We start from the raw sequence: 25,848 nt of genomic DNA on the forward strand, positions 1-25,848 counted from the left end.
AGCTGGCCGTCGGGGTCGGGTTCGTGCCGGCGTTGAGCTCACGCAGGACGGCGTCGTAGGCGGGTTTCTTGTTGCCCGCGCAGTCGAACAGCAGGGCGTTGTCGCTACCCCGCCAGGAGTCACAGTCCCGCACTCCCCACACCGTGATACCGGTACAGCGGGAGACCGCCAGGCAGGCGCGGGTCACGGTGGCGTAGACGTTGGCCTGATTGCCGCCCTGCATGACGTCCAACTCCGTGATCTGCACGTCGACACCCAGATCCGCGAAGCGCTGCAGATTCGCCTGGTAGTCGCCCGAGATCGAGGTACCCAGATGCGACTGGAAACCCACACAGTCGATCGGCACGCCCCGCGCCTTGAAGTCACGAACCATGTTGTAAATACCGGTCGACTTCGCGTTGATTCCATCGGTGTTGTAGTCGTTGTAACACAACTTGGCGTTCGGGTCCGCTGCACGAGCGGCCCGGAACGCCGCCTCGATCCAGTCGTTGCCGGTGCGCTGCAGGTTCGAGTCCCGCCGCCCACCACTACCGCCATCGGCGAACGCCTCGTTGACCACATCCCACGAGTGGATCTGCCCACGGAAGTGGGTCGCCACCTGCGTCACGTGGTTGATCGCCGCGTTGCGCAGGTCGCCGCCGGACAGCCCCTGCGCCCACCCCGGCTGCTGGGCATGCCACAACAACGCATGCCCACGGACCGACATGCCCCGCGAACGCGCATGGCTGACAATCCTGTCACCGGCACCATAGTTGAACACGCCCCGCTGCGGCTCGGTCGCGTCCCACTTCATTTCGTTCTCCGCGACGAGACTGTTGAACTCGCGATTGAGCACCGTCATGTACGTGTTGTCATTGAACTTGTACGTCCCGACCGCGGCGCCGAAGTAGCGGCTCTTCTCAGCCGCGGAGGCACCCAACGTGGTACCCGCGTTGGCGGTGCCGGTTACCACCAGCGCCGTGCCTGCCGCCGCCAGCGCGGCCGCCAGTAAGGGCAAAATCGCTAGGGTCCGCCGCCGTCGCGGACCGCTCGAACGGACGAGATGCTTCATGAGTCAGTACCTTCCAAGGATCGGGCCAGCTAGCCGCGTTAGCGCTAACATCGCTTGTCCGCTCGATGCCACCTCACGCGAGAGTGAGGACGCCGCACATCGATAACTGTGAGATTGCCAGATTGTTTCGGCGCCTTCAAGAGGAAGACGTCGATGCACCGTAGGACAATCGACAGGCCTGATTCATAACACTTTTCTCGGCGCTTCCTTGGAATTGGAAGACACGAAAGGCGGCGCACATTTCTGTTATCGAAACGGGTACCGTATGGTCCGCCCGCCCGCGCGCGCGGCTCTTACCGGGCCAGCGCCGCCCGTAGCCGGAACGAGGCGTCCGCGCGGAACCCGGGGCTACCGTCGGACGGCTCCACCCAGAGCTTCCTGTCGCGATGGCGAAGGAACGCACCGCGGCAGTTGAACGACTCCAGCGACACCGAACCCTGTACCGAGCCCACGCCTACACCGAACGTCGCGTGCCCGCGGAACAGCTCGGTGCCCTCGTCCTGGCTCAGCCGTAGCCGCCAGGACGAATGGCGCAGGTACCGGCCGTCCCGGGAACGGAACGAGACGCAGCTGGGGTCCGCCAAGCCGCGCACCACCTCGAACGTCGCCCGTCCTCGCGCCGGCTCGTCCGCGTTCGCGTCGACGCGCTCCAGGACACCGAGGTCGTCAGCGGTCGTGATCACCATGCCCGCCGCGTTGATCGACTCAAGCGAGGCCGGCCCCAGACGCGCCGGCGCCCGCGCCGACGCCGTGGCCGCGGTGACCGGCCGGCCCGATGCCGCGGGCGCGGACCACCTGGCCGTGGTGAGCTCGGCGCCGCCGACGAGGGCGGCGGCCGGGACCGCCACCGTTGCACGGATACACAGTGGACACGACCGGACGTGCCGCGTGATGCGCTTGCGCCACAACGGGCTTGGTACGCCGTCCCAGTCCTCCACCGCGGCGGTGAGCCCTACACACCGGGGATGCGCCTCCAGCGCGGCGACGAGTGACCGGCTCAGCTCGAGCTGATTCCGCATCCGCTGGACGCGCACGCCGGCGTGAGCCAGGCTGGTTCCCAGCGCCGCCGCGAGTTCGGTCCTGGTTAGCTGGCCCGCGGTCTCCAGCCACCACAGCGACAGCAGCCGCTGGTCATCGGGGTCGAGCCATTGACTGGCGTGTACCGCCTGCCGGCGGTGACCTGACAGCTCCACGTTCGTCAAGGCCCGGCTCTCCGGGTCGGCGTCAGGCAGGTCGGTCACCTCGTCGAGGGGAACCGTCCGCCGGGCGTCAGCCTGCCGCCGGTGGATGTGGGTACTGATCTGGCGTGTCGCGATCGTGGCCAGCCAGGGTCGAAAGCTCTCCGGAGCACGAAGCGCGCGCAACTCCCGCAGGGCGCGCAGCATGGTCTCCTGCACGACGTCGTCGACGTCCGCACGGTCGCTCAGCGCCCTGCGGACGATGGTGTACACCAGCGGCAGGTAGGCCGCGACGAGATGGTCGAGCGCCCGCCGGTCGCCGGCTTGTGCGGCGACGACCAGGCTCGTCTCGTTCACCCTGCCGGCCGGCGTCACAGTACACGCGGGTGACGGTCCATCAGCGGCCCAGCCATGCGTCCGGTCGGGTCGAACAGCGGGCTCACTGGGCGATTCCCTGCCATTCGAGCAGGACCTTCATGACGTCCGCGCCCTTTTCGAGGGCGGTGAAGGCGGCGTCCACCTCGCGGACGGGGCGGGTCTGTGAGATCAGGTGCTGGGCCGGGATCGCGCCGGTGTCGATCAGCCGGATGGCTTCGGCGATGTCGGCGCGCTGATAGAGGCGGGCACCGAACAGTTCCAGCTCGCGCCAGAAGAACCGGTGCAGGTCCACAGGGCGGGGCTGTGGGTGGATGGCCACCATGACCAGCCGGCCGCGGGTCGCGAGCACGTCGACAGCGGTGTTCACGCCGCCGGCCGCGCCGGACACCTCGAAGGCGACGTCGGCCCCCGCGCCGGCGGTACGTTCGTTCACCAGCGCCACGACGTCGGTCGTTCGCGGATCGACGGCCCGGAGCCCGATCCGCCGCGCGACCGTACGGCGAAACGGATTGGGCTCGACAAGCACCACACGCGCGCCCCGGTGACGGGAAAGAATCGCGATGAGCACACCCACCGGGCCGCCGCCGACCACGACCACGTGGTCGCCGATGCCGATCCGGGCGCGCCGAACGTCGTGCACGGCGACCGCGACCGGCTCCACGAGGGCCGCGTCGTGCAGCCGCAGGGTGTCGGGAAGAGCGAACACCAGGTCCGCCGGCACGTTCCAGATCGACTGCATGGCCCCGGGCGAGTCGATACCCAGGAAGTTCATGGCATGGCAGATGTGTTGGTTCCAGCCTTGGCAGGCGGCGCACCGGCCGCAGGACAGCGTCGGCATCACCGTGACCGGCTGGCCTACGGACCAGCCGCTCACCTCGTCGCCGATGGCGGCGACACGGCCGGACATCTCGTGTCCGATTACCGCGGCCGGTCCGACGCGGGAGTCCATGTCCCCGTGGTAGATGTGCAGGTCGGTGCCGCAGATTCCGGTGTAGGCGACCTCGATCGCTACCTGCCCAGTCGCAGGCGCCTCGGCGACCCGGTTCTCGATTTCGAACCTACGGGCGCCTCGGTAGACGACCGCCTCCATGGATCCTCCGTCCAAGCGATGTCGGGTCAGCTTCGAGCGGCGTGCGGCATGTCGGCGTTGGCCGATACCAAGCCGACGTCGACGGGGTATGGCGATGGCGGGTGTACGGCGACCGCGAGCAATCTCCGGCCAGCGTGCTCCGGACGTACGTGCGGTCCGGTGGGTACGGGTGTGTTGCCCTGATACGCGGCGGCGATCATCGTTTCGTCGACCCGGACACCAAGCCCCGGCGCGTCTCCCAGCACGTAGGTGCCGTGCTCCACGTGCAGGTCCATCGCCACGCCGATCGGCGGCCGCAGATCCTGCAGTTCGCTGGCGATGTGGTTGGGCACCGAGGTCGCGGCGTGCAGCAACGGCACGGGCGTATTGCCGATGGGGCTGACCGGTAGGTCGAAGGCGTGTGCCAGCGCGGCGACGCGCAGGAAGTGGGTGACTCCCCAGACCGCGGCCGTCTGGACGATGTCGAGGCCGCCCGCGGCGATCAGCGGACGGAACTGTTCGAGCCCGGTCAGGTTCTCGCCGCTGGCCACCGCCGCCCGTATGCCGCGGCTGACGGTGGCCAGGCCGTCGGCGTCCCAGCGCCGGACCGGCTCCTCGATCCAGGTCAGGTCGAGGGTGCGTTCGAGTTCGCCGACGTGGCGGATCGCCTGCTTGCGCCCCCAGGACTCATTCGCGTCGAGCATCAGCCCGGGCCGCTTTCCGTGCGCCGCCTCGGTCAGCACGTCGCGCACGAGCGTCAGCCGGTGCCGGTCGCGCTCGATGTCGAGGCCGCCCTTGAGCTTGGCCGCTCTGAGCCCGTGCTGGGCGTAGATCTGGTAGGTGGCGACGAGTTCGTCGTCGGTCAGGCCGATGTCAAGGCCGGAGGCGTAAGCGTGGACCCTGCGGTCACGGCCGCCGAGTAGCCGCCACAGCGGCTCGCCCGCGGCCTGCGCCTTGATGTCCCACAGGGCGGTGTCGAACGCGCCGATCGTGCCGAACACGACTCCGGCGTGGCCCGCCTTGAAGGTTTGCCGCAGCATGCGGTCGTAGAGGGCCGTCACCGCCCGCGGATCCTGCCCGTCGATCGCCGCGAAGACGGCTTCGGCTTCCACATGTGGTCCGAGGCCGACGCCGGTGATCCCCTCATCGGTGTCGACCAGGATGATCGGCACGGGCATGACGCCATCGGCGTAGATGCCGTTGGCGTCTCCGACTGGTCGGCCCCATTCCTGTGCCGTCGTCAGGGTTCGGTATCCGGTGATCCGCATGTCACCCCTTCGTCGCACCGGCGGTCACGCCGTCGGCTATCTGGCGCTGTAGGAACAGGTAGGTCACCAACACGGGTACCGCGGCGATCAGGACGCCGGCGGCGAAGGTGGGGATGTCGTCGGAGTACTGGCCGCGTAGGGAGGTGACGCCCACCATCAGGGTGCGATGGTCGGCCGACGGCATCATCAGCAGCGAGATGAGCACGTCGTTCCAGCAGAACAGTGCGTTGAGGATGCCCACCGACAGCAGCGCTGGCGTGCCGATGGGCAGCATGATCCGCCGGTAGACGCCGTACAGGGAGTTTCCGTCGATCCGGGCCGCGTCGATGATTTCGGCTGGCACCCCCCGGTAGTAGCTGGTCATCAGGAAGACCGTGAACGGCAGGTACTGCGCGACGTAGGCGAGAATCAGGCCCGGATAGGTGTCGATGAGACCGCCGTCGGCCATGATCCTGGCCAGCGGCACCATGATCACCTGGAACGGGATGAACAGCGCCGCGAGGCAGACCAGGAACAGCGCGGACGAGCCACGGAACCGCGCCTGGCCCAGCGCGAACCCGGCCATCGAGCCGATGAGCAGCAGCAGGGTGACCGAGCAGGTCACCACGATGAGCGAGTTGAGGAAGTACCGGGCCATACCGGCGCTGTTCCACGCGGTGGTGAGGTTCTCCCAGTGCAGGGTGCTCGTCAGGGAGAAGCGGTCGAGGATGTACTCCCGGCGGGTCTTCATCGCCACATTGGCCGTGAACAGCAGCGGGTAGATGGTCGCCACGGCGAGGATCGTCATCGGCGCGGCGATCAGCCATCTGCCCAGTCGGACGCGGGACATCAGTCTTCCCTCCCCGCGCGGCGCAGCAGGCCGATCTGCAACAGGCCGACGACCAGCATGATCACGAACAGGGCCGTGGACGCGGCCGACGCGAGCGCCGGGCGGCTCATCTGTCCCTGCTGGATCCAGATGTAGTACTCGGGCAGGTAGGTGGATCCTTCCGGGCCGCCGCTGGTCATGATGTAGAGCAGCCCGAACATCGAGGTCAGCAGTCCGATCATGGTGGTGACGAAGACGAACTGGATGGTGCGGGACAGGCCGGGGATGATGACGTGCCAGATGGTCTGCCGCAGTGAGGCGCCATCGACCCGGGCGGCGTCCACGAGCGCCGCGTCCAGGGTCGCGAACCCGGCCAGGAACACGACCAGCGCCATGCCGAACGTCGCCCAGACGTGCACGCCGACGACGGCGAAGATGGCCACATTCGCGTTGCCGAGCCAGTCGACCGGACCGATGCCGACGCCGCCCAGCACGGCGTTCAACGGGCCGTCGTACGCCAGCAGCAGGTTGAAGATCGCCCCGACGATCACTGGTGACAGCACGGCCGGGAAGAAATAGACGCTTCGGAAGAACCGGTGGCCCGGCACGCGCAGGTAGATGAACGTGGCGAGCAATCCCGGAATCGCGACCGCGACCGGCAGCAGCAGCACCAGCAGCCCGACGTTGCGCAAGGCGGTGCGAAACAGCGGATCGTCGAGCAGCTCGCGATAGTTGTCCAGGCCGACCGCGGCGCCGTTGCGCGCGCCGTCGCCGGTGAATGAGAAGTTGATCCCCAACAGCAACGGCCACAGCCGCAGCACCACAATGATCAGCACGGCGGGTGCGACCAGGACATAGGGTGCGAGGCGTTCGGCCCGCCGGCCGGTCCGCCCTAACGCGCTGGGACGGACCGGCGACGCGCTACCCAGTGGCACGAGATCAACCCGCCTGGTCGGACGCGGCCAGCTGCTCCACCGCCTTGTCGACCGTGACCGATCCGCTCAGCAACTGCTGGGACAGCCGCCCCATCAGGTCCACCGTCTTGGACGGCAGGGCCACGTGCAGTGCCGGCTTGCCGTCTTTGATCCCCGTGACGATCGTCGCGACGGCGGGGCCGGCGCTGGACACGTCGATCGTGGTGTCCGAGGCGATCGCCCCCGCGTCGGCGTAGAACGCCTTCAACGCCTCGGCTGAGGTCAGCGACCGCACCAGATCGGCGGCGACCTTCGGGTCCTTGGTCCATTTCGCGACCGCGTAGCCGATGCCGCCGTCGTACGGCAGGCTCGGGGTGGTGCCGGCGGTCACGACCGGCGAGCTCATGACACCGACGTTGTCGGCCTCGAGGAACTCGGCGAAGTCCTTCCAGTGCCCGATGTCCGACATCAGCCCGATCACGTGCGCGGCCTTGCTGGACTGGAACACCGCGAACGCGTCGTTGAACATCGCGGTCGAGTTGGCGCCGGCATTGTTCAGGCCCTTGTCGTTGACCTCTTTCCAGAGCTCGAAGATCCGCTTGACGCCCGGCGAGTTCCAGTTGCGCTTGCCAGCGATCCAGTCGTCGTACTCCTGCGGCGAGAGGATGCCCGAACCGAGGCCGGACATGAAGAACTGGATGCCGATACCTTCCTTGTTGCCCTGCGCGAAGCACTTGGCCCCGGTGGCCTTGGTGATGGTCGCGCAGTTGGCGACGAACTCGTTCCAGCTGGTCGCCGGCCGCTCGGGGTTCAGCCCCGCCTTCTGGTAGAGCGCCTTGTTGTAGTAGATCGGGTGACCTTGCAACGTCACCGGGGCGGCGTAGACCTTGCCGTCCTTGGTGAACGCGTCCCAGCCGGCCAGGCGCTGCTTGTCCTCGGCGATGTGCTCATCCAACGGCAGGAGGGCGTCCGCCCGATCGCGGATCTGCCCGCCCCCGTTGAAGAGCATGACATCCGGTCCCTTACCCGACTGGATGGCGGCGCCGAGCAACGTGTAGTACTGCTCGAACGGCTGTGCGACGAACTCGACCGTCACACGGGGATGCTTCTTGGCGAAGTCGGCCTTAGCCTTGTCGATATATGAGGCTGCGGACGAGTCACCCGACTTCCAATCCCAAACTACGAGCTTGCCGGCCGAACCACCGGACGAGGATCCAGAATCCGAGGCGCTTCCACAGCCGGCCAACGCCAGCCCAGCGACCAGGACCGCCGACCACAGTGCACGCTGCTTCATCGCTGCTCACTTCCCTGGTGACAGGCCGTCCCGGCCACTGGCGGAGATTTAACCGGCAACGTAACTCGTATGACGTATGACGTCAACACGCTGACGTATAGTGAGGAGGCGCTCGTGGCGGCTCGCGGGCCACGGAGGGTGATATGACGGCAGCAGCGCAGCCGGCCGCAGGCGTCGCCGGGCCCCCTGCCTGGACGAGACGACCGGCCAACCTCGCCACGGCGGTCACAGCCGAGCTGGTGGAGCGAATCGTCCGCGGAGTCCATCCCTCCGGCTCGACGCTGCCGCCCGAGCCGGTGCTGTGCGAGACCTTCTCGGTCAGCCGCACTGTCATCCGCGAGGCGGTGAAGATCCTTCAGGAGAAGGGGCTGGTGCAGGTTCGCCAAGGCACCGGCACGACGGTCACCCCGCCGGCGATGTGGAACATGCTCGACGAGCTCATCCTCGGCGCGACCATCGCCGAAGACGAGAGCCTCGCGATCCTCGACGACCTGGTCGTCACCCGCCGCGTGCTGGAGTCCGACATGGCCAATGTCGCCGCCCGACTGGCCGACGACGAGGTCATCGACCAGCTGCGCCGCATGGTCGACCAGATGGACGAGCTCGTCGACGACCACGTCACCTATCATGATCATGACCGCGCCTTCCACGACACTGTCATGCAGGCGTCCGGAAACCGCATCGCCCGCGCCGTCGTACGCGCCCTGGAGAGCCAGGTCGTCAACACCGCCCGCTACATGGGCCGCACCGAGCGCGCCCTGTGCGTCGCCTCAAACCGCGGCCATCGGCGCATCTACGAGCGGATCGCCGCCCACGATCCCGAGGGCGCCGCCTCGGCGATGTTCACTCACATCACCGAGGCGTGGGTGGTGCGCCGCAGCGGCCCCGGCGAACCGACCCGGCTGCGGCGATAGCGTCCTGGAGGTGGCGGCGGAGCCCGCGCCTCACCCGGGCCCCGCCGCCGGCTTCCGGCCGCCTACAGGGGCGGGTAGGCGTTCTGCATCAGTTGGGTGAGTTGTGCAGGGAAGAAGGCGCCCGCGATCGGGGCGTCGCCAAGGGCACCTGACATGTTGTGGCCGTTGAGGTCGTTGCCCTCATACGTCGGGTCGCACATCCGGTCGAAGCCCTTGCCGTCCGGGTTGTCGATCAGCCGGCTGGAGCCGTCCGACTCGCCCGGCGGCTTGACCCACACGTAGGCGTCGATACCTGCCGGGCCGGGGTTGGCTCGCGGACGCTCGCCGATGCCGGCACCGCTCTGGTTGCACCAGTTGCCCTTGTGAATGCGGCGGTCGATCCGGGAGCCATTGACCTGCTCGTCAATGGTGCCCGTGGTGACCGGACCGGTCGGCCGAGCCGAGCCGCCCCAACCGTTGCGGGAGGTGTCGATCAGCATGCCGATATCCGACGGCATACCCTGCGTGATCAGCTCTCGCCGGAACGCCTGGACGAAGCTCGTCTCGTCGTTGTACCGGTTCCAGTCGATCCACTTCGACGGACGCGTCTGGTCGTTCACCGTGATGTACGGCTCCAACAGCGCCGAGTAGTTGGACGTGTTGCTGATGAAGCCGTGCACGTTGTTGACGCTTCCCGACAGCCGGACCGTGTCGGCGATCAGCTGGGCAGTGGGGCGGAAGTTGTCGTCCCAGCCGACCCAGCCGTGGTGTGCGGTATCGATGTAGTTGTAGACGTTGCCGATCGCGCCCAGCTTCTGCAACGCGTACGCGATGCCGGTCTGGTAGTTGCCGTTGGCCTTCATGGTGTCGCACATCGGCTTGACCGAGGGCCGACCGGTCACGTTCGTGATCAGGTTCGGCAGCGAGTCGATCTCGACGATGTTGATGATCCGCAGGCTGGCGAAGCGCGGATCGGCCTGGTAAGCCGCGATCGGGTCGATGTACTCGGTCTTGTACCGGTTGATCTCCGTCGGGCCGAGCTCACCGTTGGACGCCAGCGCCGAGCAGTCCCGGCCCGGCAGGTTGTAGATCACGAACTGGATGTACGAGGCACCTTGGCGCACCGCCTCCAGCAGGTGATCCTCGACTCCCCACGGGCCGTTGGATTGACTGTTGGGGCTGCCCTCGATGGCCGCGATCCGGTCGATCCACACCGCAGTCGGGTTGCTGGAGATCCGGCTGCCGCCCGCTACCGCCTCGACCTTGGCCTTCCACTCCGGGTTGTTGTATCCACGGCCCCCCGCGTACGGGTTGTCCGCCTTGGTCCCGGGCCGGGGGCTGGTCGTGGGGCTGACCGTCGGGCTCACCGTCGGACTAACGGTCGGGCTCACCGTCGGGCTCACGGTCGGGCTTGACGTCGGCGGCGTCGTGACGACCGGGCCGTTGCACGCCACGCCGTTGACCGAGAACGAGGTCGGCGCGGTGTTGGTGCCGCTCCAGTTGGCGATGAAGCCGGGTACGACCGTGCCGCCGGTGGCGACGCCTCCGTTCCACGACTCATTGGACACCGTGACGGCACTGCCGCTCTGCGTGAACCGGCCGTTCCACCCCTGTGTCACCCGCTGGCCGTCGGCGAACGAGAACTGTAGCGTCCACGACGTCCACGGATCGCCCACGTTCCGGATGGTGAGGCCGCCCTGGAAGCCGCTGCTCCACTGACTGGCGACCGCGTACGTAACACTGCAACCGGTGGCGGCGCTGGCTGGCAACGCCTGGACCACTGAGAGGCCGCCCAATCCAAGCGCCGCGACGGCGGCTACCGCCAGGCGCTGTCTCCGGGTACGACTCGACACGAGTCTCACTGCTGTTTCTCCTCATTCGTCGCGGCGCGTACGCACCTGACGGTTGGCTCGCCGGCCCGGAGGGCGAGCGTGCTGGTCTCATCCCTGTCCGTGAGGCCAGGGAGTGCCCCGCCATGTGGACGGTTCGCACCATCCACATGCCCTTGGCGGGGCACACTCGCGTCGGCTCCCGATGCGACGCCTCAGTCGAGGCGGTCTAAGTGGCTGAGTGGTTAGGTCATCGAACGGTCCATTGCTGGTTGGCGCCGCCGTGGCAGGACCAGAGGTGGATCCTGGTGCCGTTGGCGGTACCTGCTCCGCTGGCGTCCAGGCACAGTCCTGATTGGACGCCGGTGATGGTGCCATTCGGGTTGACGTTCCATTGCTGGTTGGTCTGCCCGTTACAGTCCCAGATGATGGCGGTGGTGCCGTTGCTGGTGCCTCGCCCGTTGGCGTCCAGGCACTTGGTGCCGCCGTACACGGTCAGTTGCTTGCCGGCGGTGTAGGTCCACGCCTGGTTGGTGCCGCCTGTGCAGTCCCACAACTGGGTCTGGGTGCCGTTGGTGGTGCTGCCGCCCGGGACCTCCAGGCACCGCCCGGACTGCGTCCCCACGACCGTGCCACTCGGCTGGCTGCTGCCGCCCTGAGGCCCCGCGGACGCCATCACGGCTTGGGCGGCTGACGGCCAGTTGCCATTGGTGACGGTGACGTTGCCGGAGACGACGTTGCCGCGGTCGCCGTTGGTCACGTTGGTGCTGCCGTTGGTCGACCAGTTGTTGGTGACGGTCCAGTTGCCCATGTTCTCGCCACCCCAGTAGTTGGCCGTCGCCCACGTGCCGGTGTTCGAGAACACGTTGTTGGTGGCGGTGTAGTACTTCGAGCCCTCGTCGAAGTACACCCCGAAGTAGCCGTTGGTCCGCAGGCAGTAGTTCTGGCTGATCAGCGCGTTCGGGTTCCATCCGAGCGTGTAGATGCAACCACCGTCGTTCATCTGCTGCATGACGTCGTGGACGTAGTTGCCGATGAGGCGGTTGTTGGACGCGGTCGTCGGCGTCGTGTACCGCGGCTGGTAGTTGTACAGGCCGCGGTTGGCGTAGTGGTTGCTGCCGCCTGCGTCGTTGGAGCCCCACCCGTAGCCGATCGACATGCCGGAGTACGGCATGTTGTAGACCTCGTTGTGCGAGACGGTGGCGTTGGTGACGTAGGTGTTCAGGACCGAGACGATGCCCCGGTAGTCGGTCCCGAGGTCGTGGATGCGGTTGTTGCTGACGGTGATGTCGCGATTGACCATCCGCTGGTCACTGGGGTGATGCGCGTCGGCGCGCACGCCGCCGACCACGATGCCGCCGGCCGAGCTGCGGGCGATCTCCGACCGGGTGACCGTGATGTTGCTGGCGCCGAGGCCGACGCCGCTGGCGTGGGCGTTGGCGTCGTTGCCGATGCCGATGGCCGTCTGGCCAAGGTTGACGAACTGGGAGTCGCTGAAGGTGATGGTGTTGGCGGCGGAGACCTGCACAGCCGCGGGCATCTGCTGCCAGTTCGGTCGGGTCGCCTCGAACTGCGAGCAGCCGTTGTGGCAGGAGGTGAAGCTCGGCCAACTCCAATTGCCGGTCATGTAGGCGCCGGTCTGCTGGTCCACGTAGCCCTGGTTGCTGCTCGGGCCAAGCCAACTCGTGCCGGTGAACGTGATCCCGTTGAACGTGATGTGGTGCGCCGGCGCGTCGTAGGTGCCCCCGACGTTCACCAGTGATTGCAGCACCGGCAGCTCCACGCTGACGCTGCTCATGTTCTGCCCGGCCAGCGGGGCGTAGGACAGGATCCCGGTCCCTGGGTTGAGATACCACTCGCCGGGCGAGTCCAGGAACTCGTACGCGTTGGCCAGGTAGAGCGGACCGGCCCGGTGCGGGCTGGTGAAGGTGTCGTAGCCGAAGTTGTTGTTGTTCCACGCCGGCTGTTGCATCGTGATGAGGCCACCGCTGATGCTCTGCACCGGCGAGTACCGGTCGGTGAACGAGTTGACGCTCTCCATCTCGACCCGGTTCTCGTTGGTCAGGTTGTTCAGGTAGCTCAAGGCGCCGTTGGTGAAGCGCATCCCCGTGCTGGAGGCGGTGAAGTCGGCCCGGTTCACCTGCGTACGCGCCCGGGTGGCGACGGCCCCGTTGACGTAGAGCTGCCGGGCGTCGGTCCCGGTGGGCACGGTGGCCCGCCAGATGTTCCTACCCGCGTCGGCCAACGACCACCCGGTGACCGCCCGGGCGCCGCTGATCACCGGACGCGCCGACGGCGCGGCCTGCCACACGACCGTGCGGCCGTTGGTGCCGGAGTCCTCCGCGGTCAACCGCAACGGCGACGACAGCCGGTACACCCCGTCGGCCAGTTGCACCACGATGTCGTCCGACATCGCGTCGTTCAGCGACCGCACCGCGGCCTGCGCCGCCGTCAGGGAGCACGGCTGAGCGCTGGAACAGGCGGTGCCGGTGCCGGACGCGGACGCGGACGCGTAGAGGATCGTGGGCGCCGCCAAGGCGGGGGCGGGCGACGCCACGACACCGACCGCGGCGGCCAACCCCGCCGCAGCGACGCCGACCAGTAGCTGCCTACGCAGCGCCGAGGACGAGGATGCGAACACGGGTTCTCCTAAGACGTGGTGTGGGGTCTGCCGATGCCTTACCGAGGCCGGCTCGTTGGGAGGTATGGCCGATCCTCGGTATGGCAGGGCTCTGTAGCAGTGAGGTCCGAACGCAGTGACGGTCTACCCGGCGTCGTAAATTCGGTTCCAACAAAAGGGATGGTTCCAACAAAGGGATGCGGCCTCCAGCGGAGGTCGCTCCCAAAGCGCGGATCACCAGACGGGTCGGCGAAACCGTCCAGTGATCACCCGTATCGATCACCTCCGGAAGGAAGAGGGCAGCTAAGGCGTATGACGTATGACGTCACATAGGCGTCACGTTAAGCCGAGGTTACGTCCATGTCAAGTGACTGCTGTCGATCCGGTTGTCGCCGGATCGACAGGCCTGGTCGACACAGTGGTCGACCGCTCGCAGGTACGCCAAGCCCTGCAAGGCAAGCAGATCCGGCGATTCGGCGAGCGGACGCCAGATCGACGCCGCCGTCGCGATGGCCTCGTTCTGCGCGGTGAATGACTCGATGCAGATCGATCCCTCGTAACCGGTGGCACGCAGCGCGGCCAGGAAGCGGAGCCAGTCGAAGTGGTCCGCGCCGGGAGTGCCGCGGTTGGTGCCGCTGACCTGAACGTGCTTGATGTGCGATCCAGCGAGGGTGAGGGCCGCGCACGGATCGTTCTCCTCGATGTTCATGTGATAGTTGTCGATCATGAGGCCGACGCTGGGTGGCAGGCCGTCGATGAGTTCCAGGACCTGCTCCACGGTGTTGACGACGCTGGTCTCGTAGCGGTTCAGGGCCTCCACGCCGATGCTTACGCCCCGCTCGCCGGCGTAGTCGGCCACCGGCGCGAGCGCCCGGCGAAAGTCCGCGTAGCACGCCGAGCGAGCCTCCGGTGACATCCGCCAGGTACGCCCCACCGAGGCGTATACCGGGCCGCCGACGCATGGCGCTCCAACGGCGACCGCACTGTCCACACAGGTCCTCAGGTACGCCGCGGTCGACTCCACGACGGCCGGTGGAGCGTCCACGAGATCACGGCCCGGCGGGGTGACCGCGCAGACCGCCGCCGCGGCCAGGTTGTGGGAGCCCAGCAGGTCGCGGGTGCGCGCCGGATCCCAGTCGCCGGGTTGCTCGACCGGCAGCTCGACCGAGTCGAAGCCGAACCCGGCGATCCGCGGGATCAGGTCGGCCAGGGCCTCGTCGTCGACCGGCGAGGCCCACACCCACGGGCTTATGCCGATGGCGTACACGTAACTACTTCCATCGCTGGGGGTAGCCGGGCAGGTCGGTGCAGCCGCACATGGCGTAGTGCAGCGGCGGCATGTTCGGATCGACGTACTCGTTCAGGTTTTCCTGGGTGATGGTCGGCTGCGGCAGCTTCCACGGGTTGGACACCGGCTCGCCACCGAGCACCTTCAGCGCTGCGATGATCGGGGTTCGCCACTGGTAGGTCGGGTACGTCGGTGCGATGGCGGTGAGCTTCTTGTCCTGCCACAGCTTGAGGAAGTCCAGCTGGTCCTCCCCGTTGATCGGTGGCACGGGCTTGCCGGCGTCCTGGAACGCCTCGACGGCCGCGACGGCGACCGCTCCGGCGTCCATCCAGACGCCGTCGATCGTGCCGTACCGCTGGATGTAGTCGCCGACGATCTTCTTGGTCTTGGCCGGGTCACCGTCGGTGAACTCGACACCGACCACGTTGACGCCCGCCTTGTCGAAGGCGACCTTCGCGGCGGACCAGCGGGTCTCCAGGACGTCGACGCCGGGCAGGATGCGCAGGGCGAGCACCTTGCCGCCCGGCTTCATCTTCTGGCTGACGAACTCGGCCGCGACGTGGCCGAAGCCGTAGCCGCCGATCGGGTTGATGAACGTCACCGGGCACGTCGTGTCGACGCCGCGGTCGAACACGATGACCGGCAGACCCTTCTGGCAGGCGGCCTCGACAGCGGGAGTGAGCGTGGCGGTGGTGTTCGGCGAGACGATCAGCGCGTCGCAGCCCTTGCCGAGCAGGTCGTTGATGTCCGCGATCTGCTTCTGGTCCTTGCCTTCGGCGTCGACGTGTACGAACTCCTTGATGCGGCCGCGGTGGCTGTCGACCTCGGCCTGCATGGTCTTGAAACCGACCTGCCGCCAGGGGTTGTTCAGCCCGGCGTTGGAGAAGCAGATCTTGTACGGCCCGGCCTTCTTGAACTTCGCGGTCGCCGCCATCTTCGGGTTGAGCACCTGCTCCCACGGCTTGCCGGCCGGACCGGTGGCGGTGGCCACGAGCAGCGCGAGTTCGTTGTCGTAGTCGGCCTGCACGAAGAACTTCGACTGCTCGCCCGTGCCCGACCCGGCGGCCGCCGAAGCGGTGCTCGTGGCGGTCGGGGCAGGCTCATCGGTTGCGCAGCCGGCGAGTGCCACCAGGGCGCCGACCGCCAGTGCGGCTATGGAGCTTCTCACTGAATCTCCTCTACTTGGACATCCCGTTACCTGGACGTGGAACGCACGGACGAGACCGCCACCGCGAGCAGGATGATCGCGCCTTGGACGGTCGATTTGAGGGCGCCGGAGACGCCGTAGAAGTTCATGAGCGCGAAGAGCGTCTCGAGGGTCAGCGCGCCGAGCATCGCGCCGACGACCGAGCCGCGACCTCCGCCCAGCGCCACGCCGCCGAGGACCACCGCGGTGATGGCGCCGAACTCCAGGCCGGCGCCGGCCTGGAACGAGATGCCGCTGTACCCGCCGAGCAGGATCGCCGCGAGCGCCGCCGCGAGTCCACTGAGTACGAACGCGATGGTCTTGGCGCGCCAGACCCGCACGCCGCTCAGTTCCGCGGTGCGCGGATTGCCGCCGACCGCGACCAGGGTGCGCCCGAAGTCGGAGCGCGTCAGCAGGACCGCGAGGCCGGCCGCGGCCAGCAGGACGAGCAGCGCGTACGGTATGCGGCCCAACCCGGGCACGTCCTCGAACGCGCGCCGGCCGAACCGGCGGAACTCCTCGGACAGGCCGCCCTTCGGGGCCCCGTTGGACCACAGGTACACGGCGCCTACGAGGATCAGGAACATGCCGAGGGTGGTGATGAAGGAGGGCACCCGAAGCCGGGTCGTGACAAGGCCGTTGACGAGGCCGACGGCCGCGCCGAACGCGAGCAGCAACACCACGACCGGCCAGGTGCGCGACGGCTCACTGTCGATCAGCCGAGCGGCGACGACCACCTGCGCGGTGACGAGCGAGCCGACGGAGAGGTCGAACTCGCCCGAGACGATGACGAAGTACTGGCCGGCGGCGAGCAGGATGATCGGCGCCGAGCGGCCGAGGAACGACATCAGCGACGGTGGGGACAGGAAGTCGGGTTGGCGGATGGTCAGTAGGACCAGCAACACCGCGAGGATGGCGACGATCGGCGCGACGCTGCCGGGGCGAACCCGGGGGAAGCGTGGCAATGGGCGAGACTCGGCGATCCGCATGGCTAGGACGCCGCCTTTCGCAGGGCCCGGCGGGCGTAGATGGCCACGGCCGCGATGATGATCACGCCACGGATCACCTGTTTGAAGAAGGCGTCGACCTCGAGCTGGTTGAAGATGGCGTCGATGCTGGCGAGCAGCAGCACGCCACCGAGGGTGCCGAGCACGCCGCCGCGCCCGCCGGCCAAGGCGGTGCCGCCCAGGACCACCGCGGCGATCGACTCCAGGTCGTACAGGCCCTCGGTGCCCACGCGCGGGGCGCCGGAGCCGAGCCGGCTGGCGAGGTAGATCCCGGCGACGCCGGCGCAGAGCGAACACAGCACGTGGGCGGCGACGAGCACCCTGCCGTTGCGGACGCCGGAGAGCCGGGCGACCTCCGGGTCACCGCCGACGGCCATCAGGTGGTGACCGAAGCGCGTGCGCGCGAGCGCGAGCCAGGCCGCGGCGGCGACGGCGAGCAGCAGCAGGAACGACACGGGCACAGGTCCGAGGCGCTGGTAGCCGAGGCTCTGCACGAGGGCGGGCGCGGTCTTGCCCGCGGGGCCGTCATAGCCGTTTTCGAGGTATCCCTTCAGCAGCAGCCCGACGCCCACCGTGGCGATGAACGCGTTCATCCGCGCCTTGGTGACGAGCAAGCCGTTGAGCAGGCCGATCGCGGCGCTGACGGCGAGGGTCAAGCCGATCGCCGGCAGCAGCGCGCCGCCGTCACCGTTCATGGTCTGCGCCGCGACCAGGGTGCTGAGGCTGACGACGTACGCCACCGACAGGTCCAGCGAGCCGCCGATGATGACGAGGGTCTGGCCGACGGCGACGAGCCCGAGACCGGTGGCCACATGCAGCAGGCTGACAGTGGTCGACTGGCTGAACAGCTGGCCGCCGTCGACCGCGACGACCAGCCAACCGACCGTCAGGGTAAGGGCCAATGCGACGAACACGCCCGGCGAGGTCCGCCTGGCCGGCAACGGCAGCGCGGTGTTCATCAGGCCGCCTCCCGCGCGGTTCCGAGGGCGAGGGCCAGCACGTCCTCCTCGGTCGCGCCGGCGGGCAGCTCGCCAGCGATCCGGCCGTCGCGCATCACGATGATCCGGTCGCTCATGCCGAGCAGCTCCGGCAATTCGGAGGAGATCATCAGTACGGCCGCGCCGTCGCGGGCGAGGCGGCGGACGAGATCATGGATGGCCGACTTCGCGCCCACGTCGATGCCCCGGGTCGGCTCGTCGAACAGCAGGACCTTGGGGCCGAGCGCGAGCCACCTGGCCAGCACGACCTTCTGCTGGTTACCGCCGGACAGGAAACGGATCTCCTGGTCCTCCCCGGCGGCGCGCACGTCGACGGCGGCGAGCAGCTCACGGACGCGGGTGGTGCGGGCGCGGCGGCCGGTCCACGCGGGCAGGACGGCGCGGCTGGCCAGCAGGGCGTTGTCGAGCACCGGCTGCCCGGCCACGATGCCTTCGCCCTTGCGGTCCTCGGTGACGTACGCGATGCCAGCGCGCATCGCCGCGCGCGGCGAGCGCAACCGGATCGGCGCGCCGTCGAGCGTGACCTCGCCGGTGGCGAACGGCGCCGCGCCGAACAGCGCGCGGGCCAGCGCCGATCGCCCGGAGCCCTGCAGGCCGCCGACGCCGAGCACCTCGCCGGCGCGCAGTCGCAGGTCGACACCGCGCAGCTTCCGATTGCCTCCACTGTGGACGGCGACGCGGACGGGTCCGATGTCGCCGGGTCCGGCGCGATCGGGAAAGTAGCTGGACAACTCCCGGCCGACCATGTGTCGCACCAGCCGCTCCGGCGTCGTATCGGCGGTAGGCAGCGTGGTCACCCGACGGCCGTCCTTGAGTACCGTGATACGGCCGGCCAGGTCGAACACCTCTTTGAGCCGGTGCGAGACGTACAGCACGCCTATCCCCCGCTCCTGCAGCCGCCGGACGAGCGCGTAGAGCTGCTCGACCTCGTGCCCCGCGAGAGCCGCGGTCGGCTCGTCCATGATCAGCAGCCGCGCGTCGAGGGCGAGTGCCTTGACTATCTCGACGACCTGCTGCTGCGCCACGCCGAGCTGTCGCACGAGGGCGTCGGCCGGCAACGACTCCTCCCCGATGGAGGCGAGAAGCGCCGCGGTGCGCCTGATCATCGCGACGCGGTCGACGAGCCCGCGGCGCACCGGCTCATGGCCCAGATAGACGTTCTCGGCGACGGTGCGCTCGGGTAGCAGGTTGAACTCCTGATGGACGATGCCGATGCCGGCCCGGTGGGCATCGCGCGGACCGTGAAACGTGCGCGGTGCGCCGGCGAACTCGACGGCGCCCTCGTCGGGTGCGTACACGCCAGACACGACCTTCATGAGCGTCGACTTGCCGGCACCGTTCTCACCGACGACGGCGTGCACCTCGCCCGGCCAGACATCGAGGTCGACGTCGTCGAGGACGCGTACGCCGAGAAACGACTTGCCGATGCCTCGGAGTGCGAGCAGCGGTGACGGCGAAGAGGCGGACATGGAGGAATCCCTACGGAGTGTCGTCACGGACAAGATCAATTGCTCATGGCCGAACGCTCCGCAGCCTTCACCGATGGGCTACGGACCCTGCCCGAGCGCGACCAGGTCTCCCACTCAGGGAGGGTAAATGATCAGATGAATCACTGCAATCCTGGATATCCAATCAGGATCGAGTCCGGCTGTTCGCCCTTCACAAGTCACATATTGACTTTTCATGATGTCCCACGCATGCTGACCGAGCAGACCACGGGTTCCGGCGATACATCTGATGTATCACGCCGTTGCGGACCTGCGGACCTGACTGCCCGTCGCGGCGGACGGCATGACGATCTGACCGGCACACGCACGCTCTCCGCGCGCCCAGGCACCGCCTGACGCGCCGAGTGCGCGGCTTCCCGTGCCCGTGGTCGCAGCCTCGTTCCGCCGATATAGGAGACGGCATGCGTCGCAGCACATTGATCATCGGGGCGATCGCGGGCCTGCTACTGTCGGTCGCGGTCGTCGTTCAACCGGCGTCAGCGGCCCCGGCCTTCCGCGCCCTGCTGTTCACCAAGACCACCGGCTACCGCCACGACTCGATCCCCGCCGGCATCTCGATGTTCCAGGACCAAGCCGCTGCCAACAACTTCGAGCTGGTCCATACCGAGGACTCGAACGTCTTCACCCCGGCGAACCTCGCCACCTTCGACGTTCTCATCATGTTCCAGACCTCGGGCATGGTGTGGACGACGGCGGCCCAACGCCAGGCCGTGGAGGGGTACCTCGCCAGCGGCAAGGGCATCGTCGCCATCCACAACGCCACGGACATGGGCATCGAGAACGAGTACCCGTGGTGGGACCAGACCATCAACGCCGGCGCGCACATGCCGGAGCACTCCCCCGGCGTGCTGCAAGGCACCGCCATCGTCGCCGACAAGAAGCACCCGTCAACGGCCAGCCTGCCGGACCGCTGGACCCGCAGCGAGGAGTGGTACAACTTCGACCGCAACCCGCGCGGCAGCGTCCACGTCCTGGTCACCGCCGACGAGCGCACGTACAACCCGGGCTCCCGCGCGATGGGCCCCGACCACCCGATCTCCTGGTGCCGTAACACCGCGGGCGGCCGCGTGTGGGCCACCGCCATGGGCCACGCGATCGCCTCCTACAGCGAGGCCAACTTCCGCAACCACGTGCTCGGCGGCGTCAAATGGGCCGCGGGCAACGAGCCCGGCGACTGCGGCGGCACCGTGTGGAGCAACTTCGAAAAGCGCACCCTCGACGACAACACCTCCGACCCGATGGCCCTGGCCGTCGCGCCGGACGGGCGGGTGCTCTACGTGCAGCGAGGCGGCCAGCTGAGAATCTTCAGGCCGGCCACGAACTCCACGGTCACGGCCGGCACCCTCAGCGTCTACACCGGCGGCGAGGATGGCTTGACCGGGCTGGCGCTCGACCCGAACTTCGCCACCAACGGCTATGTGTACCTGTACCACTCGCCGTCCAACAGCTCGACCGACATCAACCGGGTCTCCCGCTTCACCCTCACCGGCGACACCCTCAACATGTCCAGTGCCGTCACCATCATCGACATCCCGGCGACCCGGGATCGCACCTTCGCCGAGCCGGGCCACACCGGCGGATACATCGAGTTCGGCCCCGACGGAAACCTCTACATCGGCACCGGGGACGACGTCCCGCCCAACCTCGACCCCAACTGGCAGGGCTACGCCCCGCTGGACTGGCGGTCGGGCAAGGCCAACCTCGACGCGGCCCGGACCGCCGGTAACACCAACGATCTGCGCGGCAAGCTGCTGCGTATCCGGCCCTCGGCCAACGGCGGATACACCATCCCGTCCGGCAACCTCTATCCACAGGGGACGGCGCAGACCAAGCCGGAGGTCTACGCGATGGGCTTCCGCAACCCGTTCCGGTTCTCCATCGACCCCTCGACCGGGTGGGTCTATGTGGCGGACTACGGCCCGGACCGGAACCCTCCGACGACCAACCGCGGACCGGAAGGGCTCGTCGAGCTCAACGTCATCAAGGCGCCAGGGAACTACGGCTGGCCGTTCTGCCACGGCGACAACCAGCCGTACGCACCCTACAACCCGGACAACGGCTCCGTTGGCGCGAAGTTCAACTGCAACGCACCGGTCAACAACTCGCCCAACAACACCGGCCTGACCAGCCTCAAGCCGATCGTCGCGCCGAACATGTGGTACGGCTACGGCACTTCACCGACCTTCCCGGAGCTCGGCTCCGGCGGCTCGGGTCCGATGGGCGGACCGGTCTACCGCTACAACGCGGCGAGCACGTCCGCCACCAAGTTCCCGCCCTACTACGACGGCGTCCACTTCTTCTACGAATGGATGCGCAACTACATCAAGGAGGTGCACTTCGACTCGGCGACGGCGGCCACCCGCACCAACCCCTTCCTGCCCGCCGGCAACTCCAACAAGCCGATGGACATGGAGTTCGGTCCGGACGGCTCGCTCTACCTGCTCGAATGGGGCTCCAACTTCGGCGGTGGCAACAACGACTCCGGCCTCTACCGCATCGACTACATCCATGGCGGGCGGTCACCGATCGTCAAGGCCACCGGCACGCCCACCAGTGGAAGCGCTCCGCTGACCGTGCAGTTCAGCAGCGCCGGCACCACAGATCCAGACGCGGGCAACACCCTCAGCTATTTGTGGACGTTCGGGGACGGCGGAACCTCCACCGCGGCCAACCCGTCACACACCTACACCGCCAACGGCAACTACACCGCACAGCTGAAGGTCACCGACAACACCGGCAGGAGCGCCTTCGCCAACGTGCCGATCACGGTCGGCAACGCCGCGCCGGTGGTCACCATCACCGTCCCGTCCAACGGCGGCATGCTCAACTTCGGCGACCGGGTCTCGTACACGGTCACCGTCTCCGACCCGGACGGCGGGGCCATCGACTGCACGAAGGTGTTCGTCAAGCCGGCTCTCGGCCATGACGACCACGAGCACGAGACCACCGACTACCCCGGCTGCTCCGGCACCATCCCCACCGAACTGCTCGGCGGGCACCCCGACGGCGCCAACCTGTACTACGTCCTCAACGCCCGCTACACCGACAACGGCGGCCCCGGCGGCGCCACCCCGCTGACCGGCTACGCCAAGGCGGTCCTGCAACCCAGGCACAAGCAGGCCGAGTACTTCACCAGCCAGTCCGGGATACGAGTCATCGACCACGCCGGCGCGGAGAGCGCCAAACGGGTCGGCGACATCTCCAACAACGACTGGATCGCCTTCAACCCGATGAGCCTGTCGGGCATCACCAACGTCAGCTACCGGCTGACATCGCCGAGCGGCGGCGGCTCGATCGAGCTGCGCGCCGGCTCACCAACCGGCACGCTGCTGGCCACCACGCCGGTACCCAGCACCGGCGCCTGGGACAACTACCAGTCCACACCGGCAGTGAACACCGCCGCTCTCGCCGGTAGCCACACGCTCTACATGGTGTTCAAGGGCAGCTCGACCAACTGGTTCGACCTCGACTCCTTCACGTTCGGTGGCGCCGGCGTCGGCACGCCAAACCCGGACGGCGGCGGCGTGGCCGGCAAGACCTGGACCGTGGCGGCGCAGCACAGCAGCAAGCTCATAGACGTCAGCGGGGTCTCCACCGCCGACGGCGCGCAGATCGTGCAGTGGGCGGCCACCGGCGGCAACAACCAGAAGTGGCAGGCGGTCGACGCCGGTGGCGGCGCCGTCTACCTCAAGGCGGTGCACAGCAACAAGTGCCTCGACGTCACCGGCGGCTCCACCGCTCAAGGCGCGTTCCTGCAACAGTTCACGTGCAACAACAGCAACCAGCAGAAGTTCCTCGTGACAGCGACCGCTACGTCGGGCGTGTACACCATCAAGAGCGTCCCCAGTGGACTCTGCGTCGACGTCAACGGCGCGGCGACAACGGACGGCGCACGCCTCCTGCAATGGAGCTGCCACAGCGGCACCAACCAGCAGTGGCGATTCACCACCGCATAGCCCACCTCATCGAGAGCGCTCCGGTGCGCGCCCACGCGCCGGAGCCTCTCCCCCCGACAACATGTGAGGAACCGCTATGGTCATCTCGAACCGCCGGCGCCGCCACTACAGGCAGCTGTTCGCCGTGGGCGCCGCACTCGTCATCGCTCTCGCCGCCGGCACCGCCGTGGCGGCCACCATCCAGCCGGGGCAGAGCGCCCCGATCGTGGGCGTCCAATCCGGACGTTGCCTGGCCGTCCCGAACTCCAGCACGAGCAACGGCACACAGACGCAGTTGTGGGACTGCACCGGGGCAGCCAACCAGACCTGGACCTACACGTCCTCAAGGCAGTTGATGGTGTACGGCAACAAGTGTCTGGACGCCAACGCGCAGGGCACCGCCAACGGCACCCGGGTCATCATCTGGGACTGTAACGGACAAGCGAACCAGCAGTGGAACGTCAACTCGAACGGCACCATCATCGGCGCGCAGTCCGGCCGCTGCCTGGACGCCAACGGGCTGGGCACGGCCAACGGCACGAACATCATCCTCTGGGACTGCCACGGCCAGAGCAACCAGCAGTGGAACTCGCCAACGGCCACACCGACGGCGACGACGCCGACCTCGCCACCGCCCACGCCACCGACCGGCGCCGGCCCGTGCGACATCTACGCCTCCGGCGGTACGGCCTGCATCGCCGCCCACAGCACCGTGCGCGCGTTGTACGGCTCCTACAACGGCAACCTGTACCAGGTACGGCGCTCGTCCGACAACACGACCCGGGACATCGCCGTCCTGAGCGCGGGCGGCACCGCCAACGCGGCGGCCCAGGACTCGTTCTGCACCGGCACCACCTGCGTCGTCACCGTCGTCTACGACCAGTCCGGCAGAGGAAACGATCTGTGGTACCAGGGATCGAGCGTGGTACCCGGCTCGCCCCAGAGCCGACCGGCGATCGCGACCTCCGAGTCGCTGACGATCGGGGGCAACAAGGCGTACTCGCTCTACATCAACCCCGGCAACAGCTACTGGCGCGACGGGCACCTGACCGGCGTACCGACCGGTAGCGCCCCGGAAGGCATGTACATGGTGACCAGCGGCACGCACGTCAACAACGGCTGCTGCTTCGACTACGGCAACAGCGAGACGACCCGGTCCGCGGACGCCGCCGGGGCGATGGACGCCATCAACTTCAGCACGCAGTGCTGGTTCGGCGGGTGCTCCGGCACCGGCCCCTGGGTCCAGGCCGACCTGGAGTGGGGGCTCTTCTCCGGGGGAAGCCAGTCCTGGAACCCCAACCAGCGCGCCTTCACGAGCAAGTTCGTCACGGCAACGCTCAAGAACAATGGCACCTCCCGCTTCGCCATCAAGGGCAGCAACGCCCAGTCCGGCAACCTTTACACGCTCTGGGACGGCTCGCTTCCTCCCGGATACAGCCCGATGAAGAAGCAGGGCGCCATCATCCTGGGCAGCGGCGGGGACTGCTGCAAGCCCAACGGCGGCGCCAATCTCAGCGCCGGCACCTTCTACGAGGGCGCCATGGTCGCTGGCTATCCGTCCGACGCGACCGAGAACGCGGTACAGGCCAACATCGTCGCGGCCGGCTACCGCTGAGTCGCCGCACCCACGAGGAATGGAGTAGCTATGAGACAGGGCACCAATCGACACCGTTGGCGGACGCCGATCGCCGTCGCCGCGATACTGGTTCTCGCCAGTGCCGGCATCACCGGCATCCGGCTGGCATCCGCGACCGCGGACGCGGTCCCCCTCGCGGCGACGGCTGGATGTGGCAAGGCCCCGGGGTTGAACAGTGGTTCGCACACGATCCAGAGCGGCGGCCAGAATCGCAGCTTCATCATTCGGGTTCCCGCCAACTACAACAACAACAACCCGTACCGGTTGATCTTCGCGTTCCACTGGCGGGGCGGCACCATGAACGACGTCTCCTCGGGCGGGACCAGCGGAGCCGCCTGGTCCTACTACGGTATGCAGGAGCAGTCGAACAACAGCGCGATCCTGGTCGCACCGCAGGGCAACGGCAACGGCTGGGCCAACCCAGGTGGTCAAGACGTCACCTTCGTCGACGACATGATCCGGCGAATCGACGACGCCCTCTGCGTCGACACGACGCAGCGTTTCGCCCTCGGTTTCAGCTACGGCGGCGGCATGAGCTATGCACTCGCCTGCGCCCGGGCCAACGTCTTCCGAGCGGTCGCGGCCTACTCCGGCGCGCAGCTGAGCGGGTGCAGCGGCGGCACCCAGCCGATCGCGTACTTCGGCCTCCACGGCATCTCGGACAACGTCCTCAACATCTCCCAGGGACGTTCGCTGCGTGACACGTTCGTGCGCAACAATGGCTGCGCCGCCCAGAACCCGCGCGAACCGTCGCAGGGCAGCGGGCAGCACATCACCACCCTCTACTCGTGCCGGGCGGGATACCCGGTGCAGTGGGCCGCATACGACAGCGGCCACGGGCCAGCTCCGGTGGACGGGTGTTCTGGCTGTGAGGACGGCGTCCGGACCTGGACCAAGGCAGAGGTGTGGCGGTTCTTCGCACAGTTCCAAGGCTCTACTCCATCGCCGGGTCCGACCACCCCAACGCCGGGTCCGACCACTCCCACGC

At 67.9% G+C, this 25,848-nt stretch carries 18 protein-coding genes; 4 read left to right on the plus strand and 14 right to left on the minus strand.

All coding sequences use genetic code 11. The features are described 5' to 3' along the window. From V6V89_RS36330 to V6V89_RS36360, 7 genes are all read right to left on the minus strand, one after another. Positions 1–1,051: endo-1,4-beta-xylanase (locus V6V89_RS36330; RefSeq protein ID WP_334624182.1), on the minus strand; the 1,051-nt coding region annotated here is incomplete at its 3' end. 293 nt (positions 1,052–1,344) lie between these two features. Then, entirely contained in the window at positions 1,345–2,586 is a 1,242-nt protein-coding gene (locus V6V89_RS36335) for a sigma-70 family RNA polymerase sigma factor (protein WP_334624183.1), read from the minus strand. 82 nt (positions 2,587–2,668) lie between these two features. Then, positions 2,669–3,697 (minus strand): zinc-dependent alcohol dehydrogenase, encoded by a 1,029-nt coding sequence (locus V6V89_RS36340; RefSeq protein WP_334624184.1) that lies wholly within the window; start codon positions 3,695–3,697, stop codon positions 2,669–2,671. Between the two features lie 26 nt (positions 3,698–3,723). Then, positions 3,724–4,944: a mandelate racemase/muconate lactonizing enzyme family protein gene (locus V6V89_RS36345; RefSeq protein WP_334624185.1), complete on the minus strand. Its 1,221-nt coding sequence runs from the start codon at positions 4,942–4,944 to the stop codon at positions 3,724–3,726. A gap of 1 nt (position 4,945) precedes the next feature. Next, entirely contained in the window at positions 4,946–5,773 is an 828-nt protein-coding gene (locus V6V89_RS36350; protein WP_334624186.1) for a carbohydrate ABC transporter permease, read from the minus strand. Next, positions 5,773–6,687 carry a carbohydrate ABC transporter permease gene (locus tag V6V89_RS36355; protein WP_334624187.1) on the minus strand — a complete coding sequence of 305 codons (915 nt, stop codon included), beginning with the start codon at positions 6,685–6,687 and terminating at the stop codon, positions 5,773–5,775. The genes V6V89_RS36350 and V6V89_RS36355 overlap by 1 nt, the downstream gene beginning before the upstream one ends. A 4-nt stretch (positions 6,688–6,691) precedes the next feature. Next, positions 6,692–7,960 (minus strand): ABC transporter substrate-binding protein, encoded by a 1,269-nt coding sequence (locus V6V89_RS36360; RefSeq protein ID WP_334624188.1) that lies wholly within the window; start codon positions 7,958–7,960, stop codon positions 6,692–6,694. Between the two features lie 143 nt (positions 7,961–8,103). On the opposite strand from V6V89_RS36360, the gene V6V89_RS36365 reads away from it, so the two are divergent. After that, positions 8,104–8,874: a FadR/GntR family transcriptional regulator gene (locus tag V6V89_RS36365; protein WP_334624189.1), complete on the plus strand. Its 771-nt coding sequence runs from the start codon at positions 8,104–8,106 to the stop codon at positions 8,872–8,874. A gap of 62 nt (positions 8,875–8,936) precedes the next feature. Here the strand turns inward: V6V89_RS36365 and V6V89_RS36370 are convergent, their stop codons facing one another. From V6V89_RS36370 to V6V89_RS36400, 7 genes are all read right to left on the minus strand, one after another. Continuing rightward, entirely contained in the window at positions 8,937–10,715 is a 1,779-nt protein-coding gene (locus tag V6V89_RS36370) for a glycoside hydrolase family 6 protein (RefSeq protein WP_442935293.1), read from the minus strand. Positions 10,716–10,932: 217 nt separating this feature from the next. Next, a complete protein-coding gene (locus V6V89_RS36375; protein WP_334624190.1) occupies positions 10,933–13,323 on the minus strand; it encodes a ricin-type beta-trefoil lectin domain protein in 2,391 nt (796 codons plus the stop codon). A 331-nt stretch (positions 13,324–13,654) separates the two neighbouring features. Next, on the minus strand, positions 13,655–14,569 hold the full coding sequence (locus tag V6V89_RS36380) for a sugar phosphate isomerase/epimerase family protein (RefSeq protein ID WP_334624191.1): 915 nt from the start codon (positions 14,567–14,569) through the stop codon (positions 13,655–13,657). A 4-nt stretch (positions 14,570–14,573) separates the two neighbouring features. Continuing rightward, the gene (locus V6V89_RS36385; RefSeq protein ID WP_334624192.1) at positions 14,574–15,758 is read right to left on the minus strand and encodes an ABC transporter substrate-binding protein; all 1,185 of its coding nucleotides are present in this window, start codon (positions 15,756–15,758) and stop codon (positions 14,574–14,576) included. 26 nt (positions 15,759–15,784) lie between these two features. After that, positions 15,785–16,741, minus strand: a complete 957-nt coding sequence (locus V6V89_RS36390) for an ABC transporter permease (protein ID WP_334624193.1) — start codon at positions 16,739–16,741, stop codon at positions 15,785–15,787. A gap of 26 nt (positions 16,742–16,767) precedes the next feature. Continuing rightward, positions 16,768–17,742 carry an ABC transporter permease gene (locus V6V89_RS36395; protein WP_334624194.1) on the minus strand — a complete coding sequence of 325 codons (975 nt, stop codon included), beginning with the start codon at positions 17,740–17,742 and terminating at the stop codon, positions 16,768–16,770. After that, a complete protein-coding gene (locus V6V89_RS36400) occupies positions 17,742–19,250 on the minus strand; it encodes a sugar ABC transporter ATP-binding protein (protein ID WP_334624195.1) in 1,509 nt (502 codons plus the stop codon). The genes V6V89_RS36395 and V6V89_RS36400 overlap by 1 nt, the downstream gene beginning before the upstream one ends. A 440-nt stretch (positions 19,251–19,690) precedes the next feature. On the opposite strand from V6V89_RS36400, the gene V6V89_RS36405 reads away from it, so the two are divergent. From V6V89_RS36405 to V6V89_RS36415, 3 genes are all read left to right on the plus strand, one after another. Then, positions 19,691–23,245, plus strand: a complete 3,555-nt coding sequence (locus V6V89_RS36405) for a ThuA domain-containing protein (protein WP_334624196.1) — start codon at positions 19,691–19,693, stop codon at positions 23,243–23,245. Positions 23,246–23,321: 76 nt separating this feature from the next. Further along, on the plus strand, positions 23,322–24,839 hold the full coding sequence (locus V6V89_RS36410; protein ID WP_334624197.1) for an arabinofuranosidase catalytic domain-containing protein: 1,518 nt from the start codon (positions 23,322–23,324) through the stop codon (positions 24,837–24,839). Positions 24,840–24,869: 30 nt separating this feature from the next. Beyond that, on the plus strand, positions 24,870–25,848 hold a 979-nt coding region (locus V6V89_RS36415), incomplete at its 3' end, for an alpha/beta hydrolase family esterase (RefSeq protein ID WP_334624198.1).

Origin of the sequence: Micromonospora sp. CPCC 206061, assembly GCF_036906915.1 — a bacterium.
Taxonomy (GTDB): domain Bacteria; phylum Actinomycetota; class Actinomycetes; order Mycobacteriales; family Micromonosporaceae; genus Phytohabitans.

Bases quoted from the DNA above. Each gene is read 5' to 3' on its own strand.
- V6V89_RS36340 (WP_334624184.1), bottom strand. From the start codon at position 3,697: ATGGAGGCGGTCGTCTACCGAGGCGCCCGTAGGTTCGAAATCGAGAAC.
- V6V89_RS36345 (WP_334624185.1), bottom strand. From the start codon at position 4,944: ATGCGGATCACCGGATACCGAACCCTGACGACGGCACAGGAATGGGGC.
- V6V89_RS36350 (WP_334624186.1), bottom strand. From the start codon at position 5,773: ATGTCCCGCGTCCGACTGGGCAGATGGCTGATCGCCGCGCCGATGACG.
- V6V89_RS36360 (WP_334624188.1), bottom strand. From the start codon at position 7,960: ATGAAGCAGCGTGCACTGTGGTCGGCGGTCCTGGTCGCTGGGCTGGCG.
- V6V89_RS36365 (WP_334624189.1), top strand. From the start codon at position 8,104: ATGACGGCAGCAGCGCAGCCGGCCGCAGGCGTCGCCGGGCCCCCTGCC.
- V6V89_RS36395 (WP_334624194.1), bottom strand. From the start codon at position 17,742: ATGAACACCGCGCTGCCGTTGCCGGCCAGGCGGACCTCGCCGGGCGTG.
- V6V89_RS36400 (WP_334624195.1), bottom strand. From the start codon at position 19,250: ATGTCCGCCTCTTCGCCGTCACCGCTGCTCGCACTCCGAGGCATCGGC.
- V6V89_RS36405 (WP_334624196.1), top strand. From the start codon at position 19,691: ATGCGTCGCAGCACATTGATCATCGGGGCGATCGCGGGCCTGCTACTG.
- V6V89_RS36410 (WP_334624197.1), top strand. From the start codon at position 23,322: ATGGTCATCTCGAACCGCCGGCGCCGCCACTACAGGCAGCTGTTCGCC.